Source organism: Oryzicola mucosus (assembly GCF_014534685.1).
Taxonomy (GTDB): Bacteria; Pseudomonadota; Alphaproteobacteria; order Rhizobiales; family Rhizobiaceae; genus Oryzicola; species Oryzicola mucosus.
Genome location: NZ_JACVVX010000001.1, coordinates 1,295,090 through 1,310,462, shown reverse-complemented (window position 1 = coordinate 1,310,462; position 15,373 = coordinate 1,295,090). Strand labels below are relative to the sequence as shown.

The following is a 15,373-nucleotide window of genomic DNA, read 5'->3' as shown; positions in this document are numbered from 1 at the left end:
TTCGGCAAACTTGAACGGCATGTCAACGCGCCGTTTTGCCTTATCCAAATCGATTTAGACGCACCTAAACCCAGCATTTCAGCTCATACGCCCGCCTGTCCGAAAAAAGATTGTCAAAACAACGGCGTTCGGAGCATATCGGCTTATAAGCGCAATGCGCGCCCGCGCCCACCCGCCAGAAGGACAATTTGTCGCCGATGACCCGAACCGCCGCTTTCGCCCCCTTCGACATCATCGAGGGAGACCGCAGCAAAGGTCTGGTGCTCCTGTGCGATCATGCCCGCCGCGACCTGCCGGAGGAATATGGCGATCTCGGCCTGCCGCCGGAGGAATTCGACCGCCACATCGCCTTCGACATCGGCGCGGAGGCGGTGACGCGCGCCTTGGCCGCGCTGACCGGAGCGCCGGCAGTGCTTGCCAATTTCTCGCGGCTGCTGATCGATCCCAATCGCGGCGACGACGACCCGACGCTGATCCGTCAGCTCTATGACGGCGCCGTCATCGCGGGCAATTATCCGATGACGGCGGACGAGCGGGCCAGGCGGATCGAAAACTTCTACCAGCCCTATCACGATGCCGTCGGTTCGATGATCGCCTCCGTGGCGGAAGCGTCGGGCTCGGCGCCGTTCATCTTTTCGGTTCACTCGTTTACCCCGGTCATGCAGGGCCATGTCCGGCCCTGGCATGTCGGCGTCCTGTGGGACATGGACCACCGCGTCGCCTGGCCGCTGATCGAGATGCTCGCCGAAGACAAGGCGCTGGTCGTCGGCGACAACGAGCCCTATGATGGTGCCTTGCGCGGCGACACCATGTACAAGCACGCGATCGTCAACGGCTATGCCCATGCATTGATCGAGATCCGACAGGACCTGATCGCCGACGACGCTGGCGCCAAGGCCTGGGCTGACCGCCTTGCGCCGATCGTCAAGGCGATCAATGCGCGACCCGGCATGCACGAGGTCCAGCAATTCGGCTCGCGCACCGGACCATTGTGAAGGAGTTTTCGATGACCGACCTGACCGAGGACCAGAAACGCGATTTCGAGGCTGCGGCCTTTCGCCGGCTGGTCGCCCATCTGCGCGAGCGCACCGATGTCCAGAACATCGATATGATGAATCTCGCCGGCTTCTGCCGCAATTGCCTATCGAACTGGTACCAGGACGCCGCCGGCAAGGAGGGCGTAGCGCTTTCGAAGGACGACGCCCGCGCCATCGTCTATGGCATGCCCTACAAGGAATGGCAGGCGAAATACCAGACCGACGCTTCGGACGCGCAGAAAGCCGCCTTCGCCCAAAGTGCTTCAAAGGACCACTGACGGCTGAATCGACGGCACGGAACGGCTTGTCCCTTGACCCCCCGCCCTGCATGGGGCATCGAACCGGCCCGAACCCTCCCGCCCGACTCGGGCCCGCCATATCCGGAGACGACCATTGGCCGATGACATCGCAGAATCCAGCCAGACCGTGGCCGCAGGCCAGCTTCGCGCTTTGATCGAACGCATCGAGCGCCTGGAAGAGGAAAAGAAGACGATTTCCGACGACATCAAGGACGTCTATGCCGAGGCAAAAGGCACCGGCTTCGACACCAAGGCCATCCGCACCATCGTCCGCCTGCGCAAGCAGGACGCCAACGAACGGGCTGAAGCGGAAACGATTCTTGATCTCTACATGGCCGCCCTCGGCATGGCATGATTCGGATGCGGCCGGCTTTTGCCGGCCGCTCCATTTTCGGCAGAGCTTTCTTCCGTATCGGTCGATTCGTCGGCTGGACACTATCTCTCCGACGCAAAAAACGACCTCTCCATGGAGAGCTTTCGCCCCAGCAAGGTCAAAAATGACGCAGGTGGGGTGACAAGGCCTCATTTCACCATGTTTGCCGCCATTCCGCCCCATTTGCGCCTATGGTCCCGAACCAATCTGACGTGGTTACTTCAGCCTGCGGACGGGTGGTTGATTCAGCCAATGGATGGCGGTTGAACCGAAAATTAACCACGTTTTTTGAACGCCGGTTAACCGCAACGTGGTTACTGGGCGATCAACGAATTCACTCGAATTGCGAAGGAGAGGCGGCATGCGCCGTATCGCAGCACTGACAACCAATCCTTTTGTCGTCGCGCTTGTCGTCGGCCTGGCACTTACCGGTTGCGCTTCCAAGAAGACACCCAACAGCGCCTCTGATCTCGGCCTCGGCGGTGGTGCCGGCGGCGTGGCGACTCCGGGCTCCGCCCAGGACTTCACCGTCAACGTCGGCGACCGCATCTTCTTCGACACCGATTCGTCCTCGATCCGCGCCGACGCCCAGGCCACCCTCGCCCGCCAGGCGCAGTGGCTCAACCAGTACCGCCAGTACGCCATCGTGGTCGAAGGCCATGCCGACGAACGCGGCACCCGCGAATACAACCTGGCGCTCGGTGCGCGTCGCGCCGCCGCCACCCGCGACTATCTCGCCGGACGCGGCGTCGCCGCCAACCGCATCAAGACGATTTCCTACGGCAAGGAACGTCCGGTCGCAGTCTGCGACGACATTTCCTGCTGGTCGCAGAACCGCCGCGCCGTCACCACGCTGGGCGGCGCCGGCAGCTGATCTGCCGCATTGGTCGATCTCGAAAGAGGCGGGCTTCGGTCCGCCTTTTTCTTATCCTGCAAGGCCAAACAAAATTTGGCCGAAGTCTCACCGCCTGATAAAAGCCGAGAGCGTATTCGCGCACCCGTCTTCATCCCAACGGCGAGAGGCTGATGATTTTTCGTTCAATCCTGAGTGGCACACTTGCCCTCCTACTGCTTTCGGGGGCGGGCGCGCACGCGCGCAGCGGCCTCGAAACCACCAACCCGGTGCCCAGCGTGGGTCTGCCGGGCGTCTTCGGTGCGTCTGGCCGGTCGGCCGACACCGGCACCTTCCAGATGGCGCAGGCCGGCGATCCGCGCGTGACCGCGCTTGAAGAGCAGATCCGCAGGCTCAGCGGCACCATCGAGGAACTGAACTTCCAGATCCTGCAAATGCAGGAGCAGATGCGGAAGATGCAGGAAGACAACGAGTTCCGCTTCCAGGAACTGGAAAAGAAATCCGATGCCTCCGGCGGTTCGAACAGAACCGTCGCGGGCACCCCTTCCCAGTCGGGTGAGGCAATTACGGAAGGCGGCGGCACCTCCGCCGCCTCCGGGTCGGATAACAGCGTTCAAGACATCATCGCCGGTTCGGGCGGCACAGAGTCGGCTCCCGCCACGAACGGCGCACCGCCGCGCACCTTCGGCACCATCACGGTCGACAAGAACGGCAATGTCATCGAGAGCGGAGCAAGCCGGCAACTGCCGCCGCCTTCGGCTCCACCGGCTCAGGCGCAGTCCGCACCGCCCGCCCCTTCCGGCAACAACCAGGTCGCGGCACTGCCTTCGACCAACAATCCGGCCGAACTCTACCGCAACGCCTATCAGTTCGTTCTGTCGGGCGACTACAACACCGCCGAACAGGGTTTTCGTGACCATATCGACCGTTTTCCCAACGATCCCCAGACCGCCGACGCCCGCTTCTGGCTGGGTGAAGCGCAACTCGGCCAAAAGAAATACCGCGATGCCGCCGAGACCTTCCTGACAGCTAACAAGGCCTACCCGAAATCCAAGAAGGCCCCTGAAATGCTGCTCAAGCTTGGCGTGTCGCTGGCTGGCCTGAAGCAGCGCGACGTCGCCTGTGCGACATTTTCCGAAGTGACCAAACGCTATCCCAACATCTCGGATGCCCTCAAGGAACGCGTGAAGCAGGAACGGGCGCAGGCATCTTGCTGAGCGACCATCCCGGCACAGCATTCCGGAACGTCTTCGCCGACATCGACCTGGGCTCGTCTTCGGCCATCATCTCCGCCGTTTCGGGCGGCAGCGATTCGACCGCCCTGCTGTTTCTCCTCAACGACCACATCAAGCGGCATGCGCCGCACTGCAAATTGGTCGCAGTTACCGTCGACCACGGCCTGCGCACTGAATCGGCGCGGGAAGCGGAAGCCGTCGCCCAGCTCTGCCGCGCACACGGCATCGACCATGACGTTCGAAGCTGGTCCGGTGAAAAGCCCGCAACGGGGCTCGCCGCCGCCAGTCGCGATGCGCGCTACCGCCTGCTCACCGAAGCCGCGCGACGCTATGGCGCCGCTATCGTCGTCACCGGCCATACCGCCGACGACCAGGCAGAAACTGTCCTGATGCGCCAGGCGCGCGGCGATGGTCTCGGCATTGCCGGCATGGCGCGCCTGACGCTGCTCGATGGCGACTGCTGGCTGCTGCGCCCACTTCTCGGCGTTCGACGAGCGGAACTGCGCGACTATCTCGCTGCCCGCGGCCAGGACTGGATCGACGATCCGTCGAATATCAACCAGCGCTACGAGCGCCCGCGCATTCGTGCTGCGCTCAACGACACGGACGATATGTGCTTCGCCGCAGCACTTGCCTCATCAGCCGTCGTCGCCGCCCGCCGGATGGAACTCGGGCATGAGGCAGCTATGCTTCTCAGGGCTTATGCCGACCGACCGTCACCGGGGCTGATCCGGCTGGATCCCAAGCTGCTTGACGCGTCTCCCGAGGCGGCGACCCATCTGGTGCGCATTCTGCTGGCCTGCATCGGCGGCACGCCAAGGCTTGTGGACCAGCCCCGGGTGGCGGCCCTGCTTGGTGCGATGAAGACAGCCGACAGCCGAAAACCATTCCGCGCCACAATGTCGCGCTCGGTGATCGACCGCCGCGCCTCGGGCATCTTCCTGTATCGCGAAACCCGCAACCTGCCGCAACCGCAGCCGGCAAAAGCCATGATCTGGGACGGGCGCTATCGCCTTGCCGGAAACGTCGACCTCGAAGACCTTACCATCGCCGCTATCGGCAATGCGGAAGCCGGCGGCGTCATGAAAGTCGAAAACGGCGTGCCGGAAAGCCTTGCCAGAGCCGCGCTTTCCGCCCAGCCGGCATTATGGCGAAGCGATAAGCGCGTGCCGGATGCCGGTTTGGGCTCGCCAGAAAACAGCCTCTTCCAGCCGGTGCTGGCACCCTGGTTGCGCTTCCTGCCCGGCTTCGATCTGGAGGCCGCAAGCGCAGCAGCCGAACTGCTCGGCGCAGCCGCCCTGCCTCAGCCGCCTTGCGCCGACCACATTGCTTGTAAAGCTTAACGAAAGCCGCAAGTGAGATGTGCTTGGCAATGGCTGGTGGCATGCCTATGTTAGGGGCAAGTTACAGTATCATCATCGCGCCCAGTGGGTGCCGACGGGACAATAGATGAATCCGAATTATCGCAACTTTGCGCTTTGGGCGATCATAGCCGTTCTGCTGATCGCCTTGTTCAACCTGTTCCAGACAGGTCAGAGCCGCACCAACTCGCGCGAAGTCGCGTATTCGCAATTCCTTCAGGACCTCAATTCGGGTCGTGTGAAGGACGTGACGATCGCAGGCGACCGCATCACCGGCACATATGTCGACAATTCGACGGCTTTCCAGACCTACTCGCCGGGCGATTCCTCGCTCGTGCCGCGTCTCGAGGAAAAGAACGTCACCATCAATGCGCGTCCTGAAAGCGACGGCTCGAACTCGTTGTTCGGCTACATGCTGTCATGGCTGCCGATGATCCTGATCCTCGGCGTCTGGATCTTCTTCATGCGCCAGATGCAGTCCGGTTCCGGACGCGCCATGGGCTTCGGCAAGTCCAAGGCCAAATTGCTCACCGAGGCGCATGGCCGCATCACCTTCCAGGATGTCGCGGGCGTCGACGAAGCCAAGGAAGATCTTGAAGAGATCGTCGAGTTCCTGCGCGACCCGCAGAAGTTCCAGCGCCTGGGCGGCAAGATTCCGCGCGGCGTGCTGCTCGTAGGCCCTCCCGGCACCGGCAAGACGCTGCTGGCCCGTTCGGTCGCCGGCGAAGCCAATGTGCCGTTCTTCACCATTTCGGGTTCCGACTTCGTCGAGATGTTCGTCGGCGTCGGCGCAAGCCGCGTGCGCGACATGTTCGAGCAGGCCAAGAAGAACGCGCCCTGCATCATCTTCATCGACGAAATCGATGCCGTCGGTCGCCATCGCGGCGCCGGTCTCGGCGGCGGCAACGATGAGCGCGAGCAGACGCTGAACCAGCTTCTGGTCGAGATGGACGGTTTCGAGCCCAATGAAAGCATCATCCTGATCGCCGCGACCAACCGTCCCGACGTTCTCGACCCCGCTCTCCTGCGTCCAGGCCGCTTCGACCGCCAGGTCACCGTGCCCAATCCGGACGTCAACGGTCGCGAGAAGATCCTCAAGGTTCACGTCCGCAACGTGCCGCTGGCGCCGAATGTCGACCTCAAGGTGCTGGCACGCGGTACTCCGGGCTTTTCGGGTGCCGATCTCGCCAACCTCATCAACGAGGGCGCGCTTTTGGCCGCACGGCGCAACAAGCGCCTGGTGACCATGCAGGAGTTCGAGGACGCCAAGGACAAGGTCATGATGGGCGCCGAGCGCCGGTCGCTGGCCATGACGCCTGAGGAAAAGAAGAACACCGCCTATCATGAGGCAGGTCACGCGATCATCGCGCTGATGCTGTCGGAGACGATTGATCCGATCCACAAGGCGACCATCATTCCGCGCGGCCGTTCGCTCGGCATGGTGATGACGCTGCCTGAGTCCGACCGCTACAACTGGACCTACGAGAAGGCCATTGCCCGGCTGATCATGCTGTTCGGCGGCCGCGAAGCCGAGATCCTGACCTTTGGCAAGGAGAAGGTTACCACAGGTGCGGCCGGCGATATCCAGATGGCCACCGGCCTGGCCCGCTCCATGGTGATGGAATGGGGCATGTCGGAAAAGCTCGGCCGTGTGCGTTATCGCTCCAACGAGCAGGAAGTCTTCCTCGGCCATTCGGTTGCCCAGAGCAACAACATGTCCGAAGAAACAGCGAAGCTCATCGACGAGGAAGTGCGCCGGCTGATCGAGTTCGGCGAGACCGAAGCCCGCAAACTGATCACCAAGAACAAGGCGACGTTCATTGCGATCGCCGAAGCTCTTCTGGAATATGAGACCCTGACCGGCGACGAGCTGCGCGCGATCATGAAGGGCGAAAAGCCTGTCCACGATCTGGGCGACGATACGCCGCCCTCGCGCGGGTCCACGGTTCCCAAGGCCGGCACCACGCGCGGCAAGAAAAAGGGTCCCGAGCCTGAAGGCGGGATGGAGCCTCAACCGCAGGGGTGAGAAACCGGTTCGCTTTGCGGATTCACCGTGCCAGTGGCACGGTGAGAGGTTTCGAACGTTGGGGAGTTGCCGCAGGCGTCGGGCCCCCGCAGGGAAACGCTCGACAACGATTTGGCTTGTCGAGCGACGAACGCCCGGAGCCCTGGCGGAGGGCCGGGAGGCGGTCCGAATTCGTAAACCCCGTGACGCCAACGCGTCGCGGGGTTTTCTTTTGATCCGCCAACGCCACCGTCATCTGGACAGCGACAGTCTGCCTTCTCCCTCCCATCGGCCGACCTGCCTCCGACATATTCCCCCAACACTTTTCTAAGAGTTTGTGTCATAAACTCACCAAAAGTGATGCCGCGCGCGCCATCCGGTATGGCAGAAGCCGCGCGGGCGATATTTCTGGGAGTTGAGCTTTCATGGCGGGACGGTATTTCGGCACGGATGGAATCCGGGGGCGGGCCAACAGATTTCCGATGACCGCAGAGATTGCGATGAAGGTCGGCATGGCCGCCGGCCTGTCGTTCCAGCGGGGCAGCCACCGCCATCGCGTCGTGGTCGGCAAGGACACCCGCCTCAGCGGCTACATGATCGAGAACGCGCTGGTTTCCGGCCTCTGCGCGGCCGGCATGGACGTGTTCCTGCTCGGCCCGATCCCGACGCCCGCGGTGGCGATGCTGGTGCATTCGCTGCGCGCCGATATGGGCGTCATGATCTCGGCCTCGCACAATCCCTATTACGACAACGGCATCAAGCTGTTCGGCCCCGACGGCTACAAGCTCTCCGACGACATCGAAAACCGCATTGAGGCGATGCTGGAAGAAAACATCGACAGCGCGCTCGCCGATTCCGATGGTATCGGCCGGGCCAAGCGCGTCGACGGGGTGCATGACCGCTACATCGAATTTGCCAAGCGCACCCTGCCCCAGCCGATGTCGCTGGATGGGCTGCGTATCGTCGTCGACTGTGCCAATGGCGCGGCCTACAAGGTGGCGCCTGCCGTGCTGTGGGAGCTTGGCGCCGAGGTCATCGCGATCAATGTCGAACCCAACGGCTTCAACATCAACCAGGACTGCGGCTCCACCCATCCCGCCGGCCTGCAGAAGAAGGTGCACGAGGTGCGCGCCGATATCGGCATCGCCCTCGACGGCGACGCCGACCGTGTGGTGATCGTGGACGAGAACGGCACCATCGTCGATGGCGACCAGATCATGGCGCTGGTCGCCGAATCCTGGCATTCGGCCGGGCGGCTTGTCGGCGGCGGCGTGGTGGCGACCATTATGTCCAACCTTGGCCTGGAGCGTTACCTCAACGGCATCAAGCTCGACCTGCACCGTACCAAGGTCGGCGACCGCTACGTCGTCGAGCATATGCGCGCCAACGGGCTGAACATTGGCGGCGAGCAGTCCGGCCATATCGTCCTGTCGGATTTTTCGACCACCGGAGACGGCCTTGTCTCCGCCCTCCAGGTGCTGGCCTGCATCAAGCAGCAGAACCGTCCGGTCAGCGAACTCACACGCAAGTTCGAGCCGGTGCCGCAGCTTCTCAAGAATGTGCGCTTCCATGGCGGCAAGCCGTTGGAGGAAGCGCCGGTGAAAGCGGCCATCGAGGACGCCAAGAACCGCCTCGGCGCATCCGGCCGTCTCGTCATCCGCCCCTCCGGCACCGAGCCGCTGATTCGCGTCATGGCCGAGGGCGACGACAGGCAATTGGTCGAAGACGTGGTCAACGACATCGTCGGCGTCATCGCCGAAAGCCGCTCCGCCGCCTGAATTTCTTAACGAGAACCCATTGCAAAACCCGCCTCGCAAGGCGGGTTTTTTGCGTTCGCGCCCAGCAATTCCGGCACAAACGCCGCACCGTTAACTTTCCGGCATTGAAAACACTCGCTGAATCTTTGCCCCGGATCGACCGGGAAAAATCGTAACCACCTGTTATCCTTAACGATCACTTAACCTCTATGGTTAACATTAGCTCTCGAAGGATGTCGGTCACCCCCGCCAACAACCAGGGTCACGTCAGGAGCTTGAACCATGAAAATCCACTCGCGTATAAAACTGGCGCTCGCCGCCACCATTTTCTTCCCGATGTCCGCAATGGCCGCCGACTATATTCCGGTCGTGCAGGAGGTGCCCGTAGAAGTCGGTTCCGGCTGGTATCTGCGCGGCGACATCGGCTACAGCTGGGGCGATAAGGCCGACAAGATCAGCTACAACGTCAACTCCGGCGGCGTGGATTTTCCCGGCGACACCCGCGCGCCGAACTTCGACGACACCTTCAACCTGGGTGCCGGCGTCGGTTACCGCTTCACCGACTATTTCCGCGCTGACGCCACCGTCGACGGCTTCCGCAGCACGCTCTCCGCGAGCGACCCCTGGACGGCCGGCAATGTTACCGGCTCGGCCGATTTCACGGCGATCAGCCTGATGGCCAACGGCTATGTCGATCTCGGCACCTATGTCGGCTTCACGCCCTATATCGGCGCGGGTCTCGGCTCGACCTACATGAACTTCTCGGATCTGAACGCGACCCTGCCGGATGGTTCGATGCAGACCATCGCCGGCGACAAGGACTGGCGCTTCACCTACGCCCTCATGGCCGGCGTCGCCTACGACGTGACCAAGAACATGAAGCTCGATCTCGGCTACAAATACCGCCACATCAAGGGCGGCGACATGTTCGACGGCACGACCTCCTTTGGCGAAAGCGTTACGGGTTCCAACGGCGACCTGAGCACCCACGAAGTGCGCGTCGGCCTGCGTTACGAACTCTGGTAGGCCCAGGCCTTCCATCTGCAAGCTCCCGGGGCCCGGTCGTCGCAAGACGCCGGGCCTTTGGCTTTTGCGCGGCCTGTCGGCGGGTTTGCCAACAAGGCCGTTGACTTTTTTTATCAAATGGTCAAAATTTTCCTCCAGACAAACGCATGGCGAAGAAGTCGGTCAACGGCTCGGCCAGAGGGTGAATGAGATGGCAATGGGCAGGCCCTTGAGCATAGATGGCTTTGGCGGCGCGGACTCTTCTCCTGCGCAGCAAATCCCGTGGCCGTTCGCTCGCGGCGGCATCGCGTCCGCATACGAGATCGCCCCCACCCTCTATCCCTCCCCACAAGGGGGAGGGAGGCGTCCACTAGGCCGTTCCATCTCAACCGCTTGCGGGTTCATGAGACCGATCCGGTCTCCCTCCCCCTTGTGGGGAGGGGTTAGGGGTGGGGGTACGATACCCACCGGACAACGGGAGCCAAGGCCATGATCCCGAACCCGTTTACACGCGACGACGCGCTTGCCGCCGGTTCCGCGACAGGCGAAGCTCTCCACGCGCTCCGCGCTCGCGCCGCCGAACGCCGCGACCGCCATTGGGGCCAGGCGATCAGCTACTCGCGAAAGGTTTTCATCCCGCTGACCACCATGTGCCGCAACACCTGCGGCTATTGCACCTTCGTCAAGGCGCCGGGCGAACCGGGCGCAAACTATCTGACGCCGGACGAGGTGCTCGACATCGCCCGCCGCGGCGAACAGCTCGGCTGCAAGGAAGCGTTGTTTTCGCTAGGAGAGCGCCCCGAGCGGCGCTATCCCGAGGCGCGCGAAATCCTGGCGAAGCTCGGCTACGAGACCACCGTCGACTATCTCATCGACGCCTGCCGGCTGGTTCTGGAACACACCTCGCTGATCCCGCATGTCAATGCCGGCACGCTGATGGAGGCAGAAGTCGCCCGCCTGCGCGAGGTGTCCGGCTCGATGGGCATGATGCTGGAGAACGCCAGCAAACGGCTGATGAAGCCCGGCATGCCGCACCATGCCTGTCCCGACAAGGCGCCGATCCTGCGCCTGCGTACCATCGAGGCGGCGGGAAGGCTGGGCGTACCGTTCACCACCGGTATCCTGATCGGCATCGGCGAAAGCTGGGAAGAGCGCATCGACAGCCTCTACGCCATCAACGACATCCATCTCAGCCACGGCAATGTGCAGGAGGTGATCGTGCAGAACTTCCGCGCCAAGCCCGGCACCGCCATGGCCGAATGGATCGAGCCGACGCGCGACGACATGCTGCGCACGCTGGCGGTCGCCCGGCTCATCCTCGACCCGTCGATCAGCCTGCAGGCGCCGCCCAATCTGGAAGAAGCCTTCGAGGACTATATCGGCTCGGGCATCAACGACTGGGGCGGGATTTCGCCGCTGACCGCCGACCACATCAATCCAGAACGCGCCTGGCCCGCGCTCGGCGAGCTGTCGCGCCGCACGGCGGCCACCGGCTATCGGCTGGTCGAGCGGCTGACGGTCTATCCGGCCTATCTCGCATCGCTGCCGGGCGACATGAACATCGCTCTTTCGCGGCTCGCCGGCAGCGACGGCCTCGCCCGCGAACAGTTCGTCAGTTGAGGATCGGCCATGAACGCCATTTTTCCCGCCTTCCACGAAGCAGACGCCCTGCCCCGCGCTCTCGAGGCGGCAAGCCCCTCGATCCGCCGCATCCTCGACAACGCCCTTGCCGGCATCGAGGTCAGCCGCGAGGACGGCCAGAAACTCTTCGAGACGCAAGGCGCCGACCTGACCGCCGTGCTGCGGACGGCGGATGCGGTGCGGCGCAAGCGCGTCGGCGACCGCGTGACCTTCGTCACCGTGCGCAACATCAACTTCACCAATGTCTGCTACATGGCCTGCCAGTTCTGCAATTTCGGCGTCCGCAAGGATGCCGCAAGCGCGGAGCTTCTGAGCCTCGACCAGGTCGCCAGCCGTGCCGTGGAGGCCTGGAACCGGGGCGGCACGGAGGTCTGCATCCAGGGTGGCCTCCACCCCGACATTCCAGCCGAGCACTATCGCAACCTGATCCTGGCGGTGAAGGCGCAACTGCCGGATATCCACATCCATGCCTTCTCGCCCTTCGAGATCTGGTACGGCGTCAAGAAAAGCCGCCTGCCCCTGCATGACTATCTGCGCGACCTCAAGGCATGCGGGCTCGGCTCCATGCCGGGGACGGCGGCCGAAATCCTCGACACTGAAATCCGCCTGCAACTGACCCGCAACAAGCTGTCTGCCGACGAGTGGGAAAAGATCATCCGCGCAGCGCACGAGGTCGGCATCCGCACCACCGCGACCATCATGTACGGCCATATCGACGGCCCCGCGCATTGGGCAGCCCATATCGACCGCATCCGTTCCATCCAGAAAGACACCGGCGGGTTCACCGAGTTCGTGCCGCTCGGTTTCATCCATGACGAGACGCGGCTTTACCGCGATCACAAACAGGCGCGACCTGGCCCGACCGAGCAGGAAAACCTGAAAATGCATGCTGTGGCGCGGCTCATGCTGGCCGGCCACATCGACAACATCCAGGTCTCCTGGGTGAAGCTCGGGCCGGAAATGGCGCAGACCATGCTGTCTTGCGGCGCCAACGATCTCGGCGGCACGCTGATGAACGAAAGCATCTCGCGCGCCGCCGGCGCCTCGCACGGTCAGGAAATCACCGCCGCCGAAATGGTGCGCATCATCCGCGCAGCCGGCCGCATCCCGATCCAGCGCAACACGCTTTACGGCGTCGTCGAGGACTTTTCCGACCACGACCCGGTCGAGATCGCACCCCTGGTCGAGCGCAAATGCAGTTCGAAGACCTCGGCCTTCCTCGATCGTATCGCCGCCCAGATACCGGGAGCCACGGCGTGACGGCAGGCCCGCCGAACAAGGTCGTGTTGCTGGCGGGCGGGGTCGGCGGCGCCCGCATGGCCGAAGGGCTGGCGCGCGCCCTGCCCAAGGGTGCGTTGACGGTGATCGCCAATGTCGGCGACGACGAAAGCTTCTACGGCCTGCATGTCTCGCCCGACATCGATACGCTGATCTACACGCTTTCGGATCGGATCGACCGCAAGCAGGGCTGGGGCGTGAAGGACGACGCCGTGCGCGCCCTCGACGTGTTGCGCGACCTCGGCGCACCGGTCTGGATGAAGCTCGGCGACGCCGATTTCGGCCTGCATATCTGGCGGAGCTGGCGGCTGGCGCAGGGCGCGACACTGAGCGAGATCACCGCCGAAGCCGCGGAAAACCTCGGCTCCCGCGCCCGCGTTCTGCCCGCCACCGACGACCGGTTGCAGACGAAACTGCTGACCGACGAAGGCTGGATGGATTTCCAGCCCTGGTTCGTCGGCAAGCGCTGCGAACCGCGCGTCAGCGACATCCGCTATGAGGGCGCCGCCGAGGCCAGGCCCAGTGTCGCCGCACTCGAAGCCATCGCGGCGGCCGATCTGATCGTCATCGCGCCGAGCAATCCGCTGCTGTCGATCGATCCGATCCTTGCCATTCCCGGCATGCGCGAGGCCGTGCAGGCCTCAGTTGCACCCTGCATGGGCGTCTCGCCGCTGATCGGCGGCCAGGCGGTCAAGGGTCCGCTCGGGCGGCTGATCGAAGACCTCGGCCTCCCCGCAGGTTCCGCCGGCGTGGCCGGGCGCTATGCCGGGTTGATCGACGCCTTCGCGGTCGATCCCGGCGACCTCGACGAGATGGAGCCCGCACGAAGCGGCGGGCTGGCCGTGCTCGGCACCGACATCATGCTGACCGATCCGGCAAAAGCCGAGGCCGTCGCGCGCACGCTGCTGGCCTTCGCCGCCACGCTCGGCGCAAACGCTGCGAGGCGCTTGTCGTGACACTGGCCATCGCCATACTGATGAAGGACCCGGCCGACGCCAAGACGCGGCTGAGCGGAGCGCTCGCCTTCGACGCGCGCGAAAGGCTGGCGCTTGCCCTGTTCGAGAACACGCTGGCCTTCTTCCGCAAGACGTTTCCCAACGAATTGCTCGGCGTCGTCACCCCCTCGCAGCGCATCGCCGGGATTGCCGCAGCCCAGCAGGCCGAAGTGGTGGCGCAAGGAGAGCCGGGCATCAACGGTGCCGCCGCGAGCGCGGCGGCTTGGGCGCAGAATAACGGTGCCGACCGGCTGCTCGTCGTTCACGCCGATATCCCGACCCTTGTTGAGACGGAAATTTCCGCATTGCTTTCGGCTGGCGAAAACCATGCGGTCGTTATCGGCGAATCCGTCGACGGCGGCAGCAACGCCCTGCTTGTGTCGCCGCCGGATGTTATCCCTTTCTGCTTCGGATCGCAGTCCGCCACCGCTCACGAAGCCGCCGCCCGCGCACGCGGCGCGACGGCCGCCCGCCTCAAATTGCCCTTCCTATCGCGCGATCTTGATACGCCCGACGATTTGCTCAGTTTCCGGGAACTGGACAGATCGACTCCGCAGAACCGGCTGCATGGTCCTTCGGCACAAGCCCCCCTCACCGCCTCGCTGCGCTCGGCACCTCTCCCCCGGGCAGGGGGAGAGGTGGCCAGAAGGGCCGGTGAGGGGGTGCTTCAAACCACAGGCGATGGCACTCCGTATCCTCGGGACAAGCCCACGGATGACGACGCTTCACAGAAAACATCCGGCTTTTGGGCCTTCGCCGTTGCCGGCATTCCTGAAGTCGCTGATGGCGACGATCTTGCGGCGCTGATTTCCTCAGCGCTCGCGGATAGCACGCGAACGCTGCTGCCGGGCGACATCGTCGTCATCGCGCAGAAAGTCGTCTCCAAATCCGAGGGCCGCATGCGGCGGCTCTCCGACTACCTCCCCTCGCCCGAGGCCCAGACCATCGCCGCCGACATCGGCAAGGACCCGCGCAAGGTCGAGGCCATCCTTCAGGAATCCTCCCATGTGCTGCGCGCCAAGCGCATGGGACCGGACGGACTGCTGATCACCCGCCACAAACATGGCTGGATCTGCGCCAACGCGGCCATCGACGAATCCAATCTCGGAGAGAACAAGGCCGGCATGCTGTTGCTGCTGCCCGACGATCCCGACGCGTCCGCCCGACGCATCCGGGCTGATCTCGAGAAGAAATTCGGCGGCCCCATCGGTGTCGTCGTCACCGACACCTTCGGTCGGCCCTGGCGCAACGGTCTGGTCAACATCGCCATCGGCACGGCCGGTGTTGCCGCTATCGACGACTGGACCGACCGAACAGACGCCTATGGACGCGGGCTGAAGGCGACGTTGCCGGCCTTGGCCGACGAAATCGCCGCCGCCTCCGGCCTTCTGATGCAGAAGGACGCCGGCATCCCGGTCGTCGTCCTGCGCGGCCTGACCTGGAACGACACGCCGCAGGCCAGCGCACAGGATGTGCTGCGCCCGATGGAGCAGGAGCTGTTCCTGTGACCGGCACCGAAAGAGCTAATAGGAGA

13 protein-coding genes are annotated in these 15,373 nt (G+C 63.7%); all 13 read left to right on the top strand.

Features of this window, described 5'->3' with window-relative positions; all coding sequences use genetic code 11:
• The first annotated feature begins 197 nt into the window (after positions 1-197).
• The 13 genes from ICI42_RS06215 to cofE all read left to right on the top strand — a co-directional run bounded on the left by ICI42_RS06215 (position 198) and on the right by cofE (position 15,347).
• Entirely contained in the window at positions 198-995 is a 798-nt protein-coding gene (locus ICI42_RS06215) for an N-formylglutamate amidohydrolase (protein ID WP_188163613.1), read from the top strand.
• Between the two features lie 11 nt (positions 996-1,006).
• Complete coding sequence (locus ICI42_RS06210) at positions 1,007-1,315, top strand: DUF1244 domain-containing protein (protein WP_188163612.1); 309 nt, start codon at positions 1,007-1,009, stop codon at positions 1,313-1,315.
• Between the two features lie 115 nt (positions 1,316-1,430).
• Positions 1,431-1,691: a DUF2312 domain-containing protein gene (locus ICI42_RS06205; protein WP_188163611.1), complete on the top strand. Its 261-nt coding sequence runs from the start codon at positions 1,431-1,433 to the stop codon at positions 1,689-1,691.
• Between the two features lie 379 nt (positions 1,692-2,070).
• Positions 2,071-2,583, top strand: coding sequence for a peptidoglycan-associated lipoprotein Pal (gene pal / locus ICI42_RS06200; protein WP_188163610.1), 513 nt, complete (start codon positions 2,071-2,073; stop codon positions 2,581-2,583).
• Between the two features lie 152 nt (positions 2,584-2,735).
• Complete coding sequence (gene ybgF / locus ICI42_RS06195) at positions 2,736-3,779, top strand: tol-pal system protein YbgF (RefSeq protein WP_188163609.1); 1,044 nt, start codon at positions 2,736-2,738, stop codon at positions 3,777-3,779.
• Complete coding sequence (gene tilS / locus ICI42_RS06190; protein ID WP_188163608.1) at positions 3,773-5,140, top strand: tRNA lysidine(34) synthetase TilS; 1,368 nt, start codon at positions 3,773-3,775, stop codon at positions 5,138-5,140. Before ybgF ends, tilS begins: the two co-directional genes overlap by 7 nt.
• A gap of 106 nt (positions 5,141-5,246) precedes the next feature.
• Positions 5,247-7,184 carry an ATP-dependent zinc metalloprotease FtsH gene (gene ftsH / locus ICI42_RS06185; protein WP_188163607.1) on the top strand — a complete coding sequence of 646 codons (1,938 nt, stop codon included), beginning with the start codon at positions 5,247-5,249 and terminating at the stop codon, positions 7,182-7,184.
• A 404-nt stretch (positions 7,185-7,588) separates the two neighbouring features.
• A complete protein-coding gene (glmM, locus tag ICI42_RS06180; protein WP_188163606.1) occupies positions 7,589-8,941 on the top strand; it encodes a phosphoglucosamine mutase in 1,353 nt (450 codons plus the stop codon).
• 261 nt (positions 8,942-9,202) lie between these two features.
• Positions 9,203-9,946, top strand: coding sequence for an outer membrane protein (locus tag ICI42_RS06175; RefSeq protein WP_188163605.1), 744 nt, complete (start codon positions 9,203-9,205; stop codon positions 9,944-9,946).
• 468 nt (positions 9,947-10,414) lie between these two features.
• Entirely contained in the window at positions 10,415-11,545 is a 1,131-nt protein-coding gene (cofG, locus tag ICI42_RS06170) for a 7,8-didemethyl-8-hydroxy-5-deazariboflavin synthase CofG (RefSeq protein ID WP_188163604.1), read from the top strand.
• 9 nt (positions 11,546-11,554) lie between these two features.
• Entirely contained in the window at positions 11,555-12,826 is a 1,272-nt protein-coding gene (cofH, locus tag ICI42_RS06165) for a 5-amino-6-(D-ribitylamino)uracil--L-tyrosine 4-hydroxyphenyl transferase CofH (RefSeq protein WP_188163603.1), read from the top strand.
• Complete coding sequence (cofD, locus tag ICI42_RS06160; protein WP_188163602.1) at positions 12,823-13,800, top strand: 2-phospho-L-lactate transferase; 978 nt, start codon at positions 12,823-12,825, stop codon at positions 13,798-13,800. Before cofH ends, cofD begins: the two co-directional genes overlap by 4 nt.
• Positions 13,797-15,347 (top strand): coenzyme F420-0:L-glutamate ligase, encoded by a 1,551-nt coding sequence (gene cofE / locus ICI42_RS06155; protein ID WP_188163601.1) that lies wholly within the window; start codon positions 13,797-13,799, stop codon positions 15,345-15,347. Before cofD ends, cofE begins: the two co-directional genes overlap by 4 nt.
• The last annotated feature ends 26 nt before the right edge of the window (positions 15,348-15,373 follow it).

Coding starts and splice junctions, on each gene's coding strand:
- ICI42_RS06215 (WP_188163613.1), top strand. CDS start 198: ATGACCCGAACCGCCGCTTTCGCCCCCTTCGACATCATCGAGGGAGAC.
- ICI42_RS06210 (WP_188163612.1), top strand. CDS start 1,007: ATGACCGACCTGACCGAGGACCAGAAACGCGATTTCGAGGCTGCGGCC.
- pal (WP_188163610.1), top strand. CDS start 2,071: ATGCGCCGTATCGCAGCACTGACAACCAATCCTTTTGTCGTCGCGCTT.
- ybgF (WP_188163609.1), top strand. CDS start 2,736: ATGATTTTTCGTTCAATCCTGAGTGGCACACTTGCCCTCCTACTGCTT.
- ftsH (WP_188163607.1), top strand. CDS start 5,247: ATGAATCCGAATTATCGCAACTTTGCGCTTTGGGCGATCATAGCCGTT.
- glmM (WP_188163606.1), top strand. CDS start 7,589: ATGGCGGGACGGTATTTCGGCACGGATGGAATCCGGGGGCGGGCCAAC.
- ICI42_RS06175 (WP_188163605.1), top strand. CDS start 9,203: ATGAAAATCCACTCGCGTATAAAACTGGCGCTCGCCGCCACCATTTTC.
- cofG (WP_188163604.1), top strand. CDS start 10,415: ATGATCCCGAACCCGTTTACACGCGACGACGCGCTTGCCGCCGGTTCC.
- cofH (WP_188163603.1), top strand. CDS start 11,555: ATGAACGCCATTTTTCCCGCCTTCCACGAAGCAGACGCCCTGCCCCGC.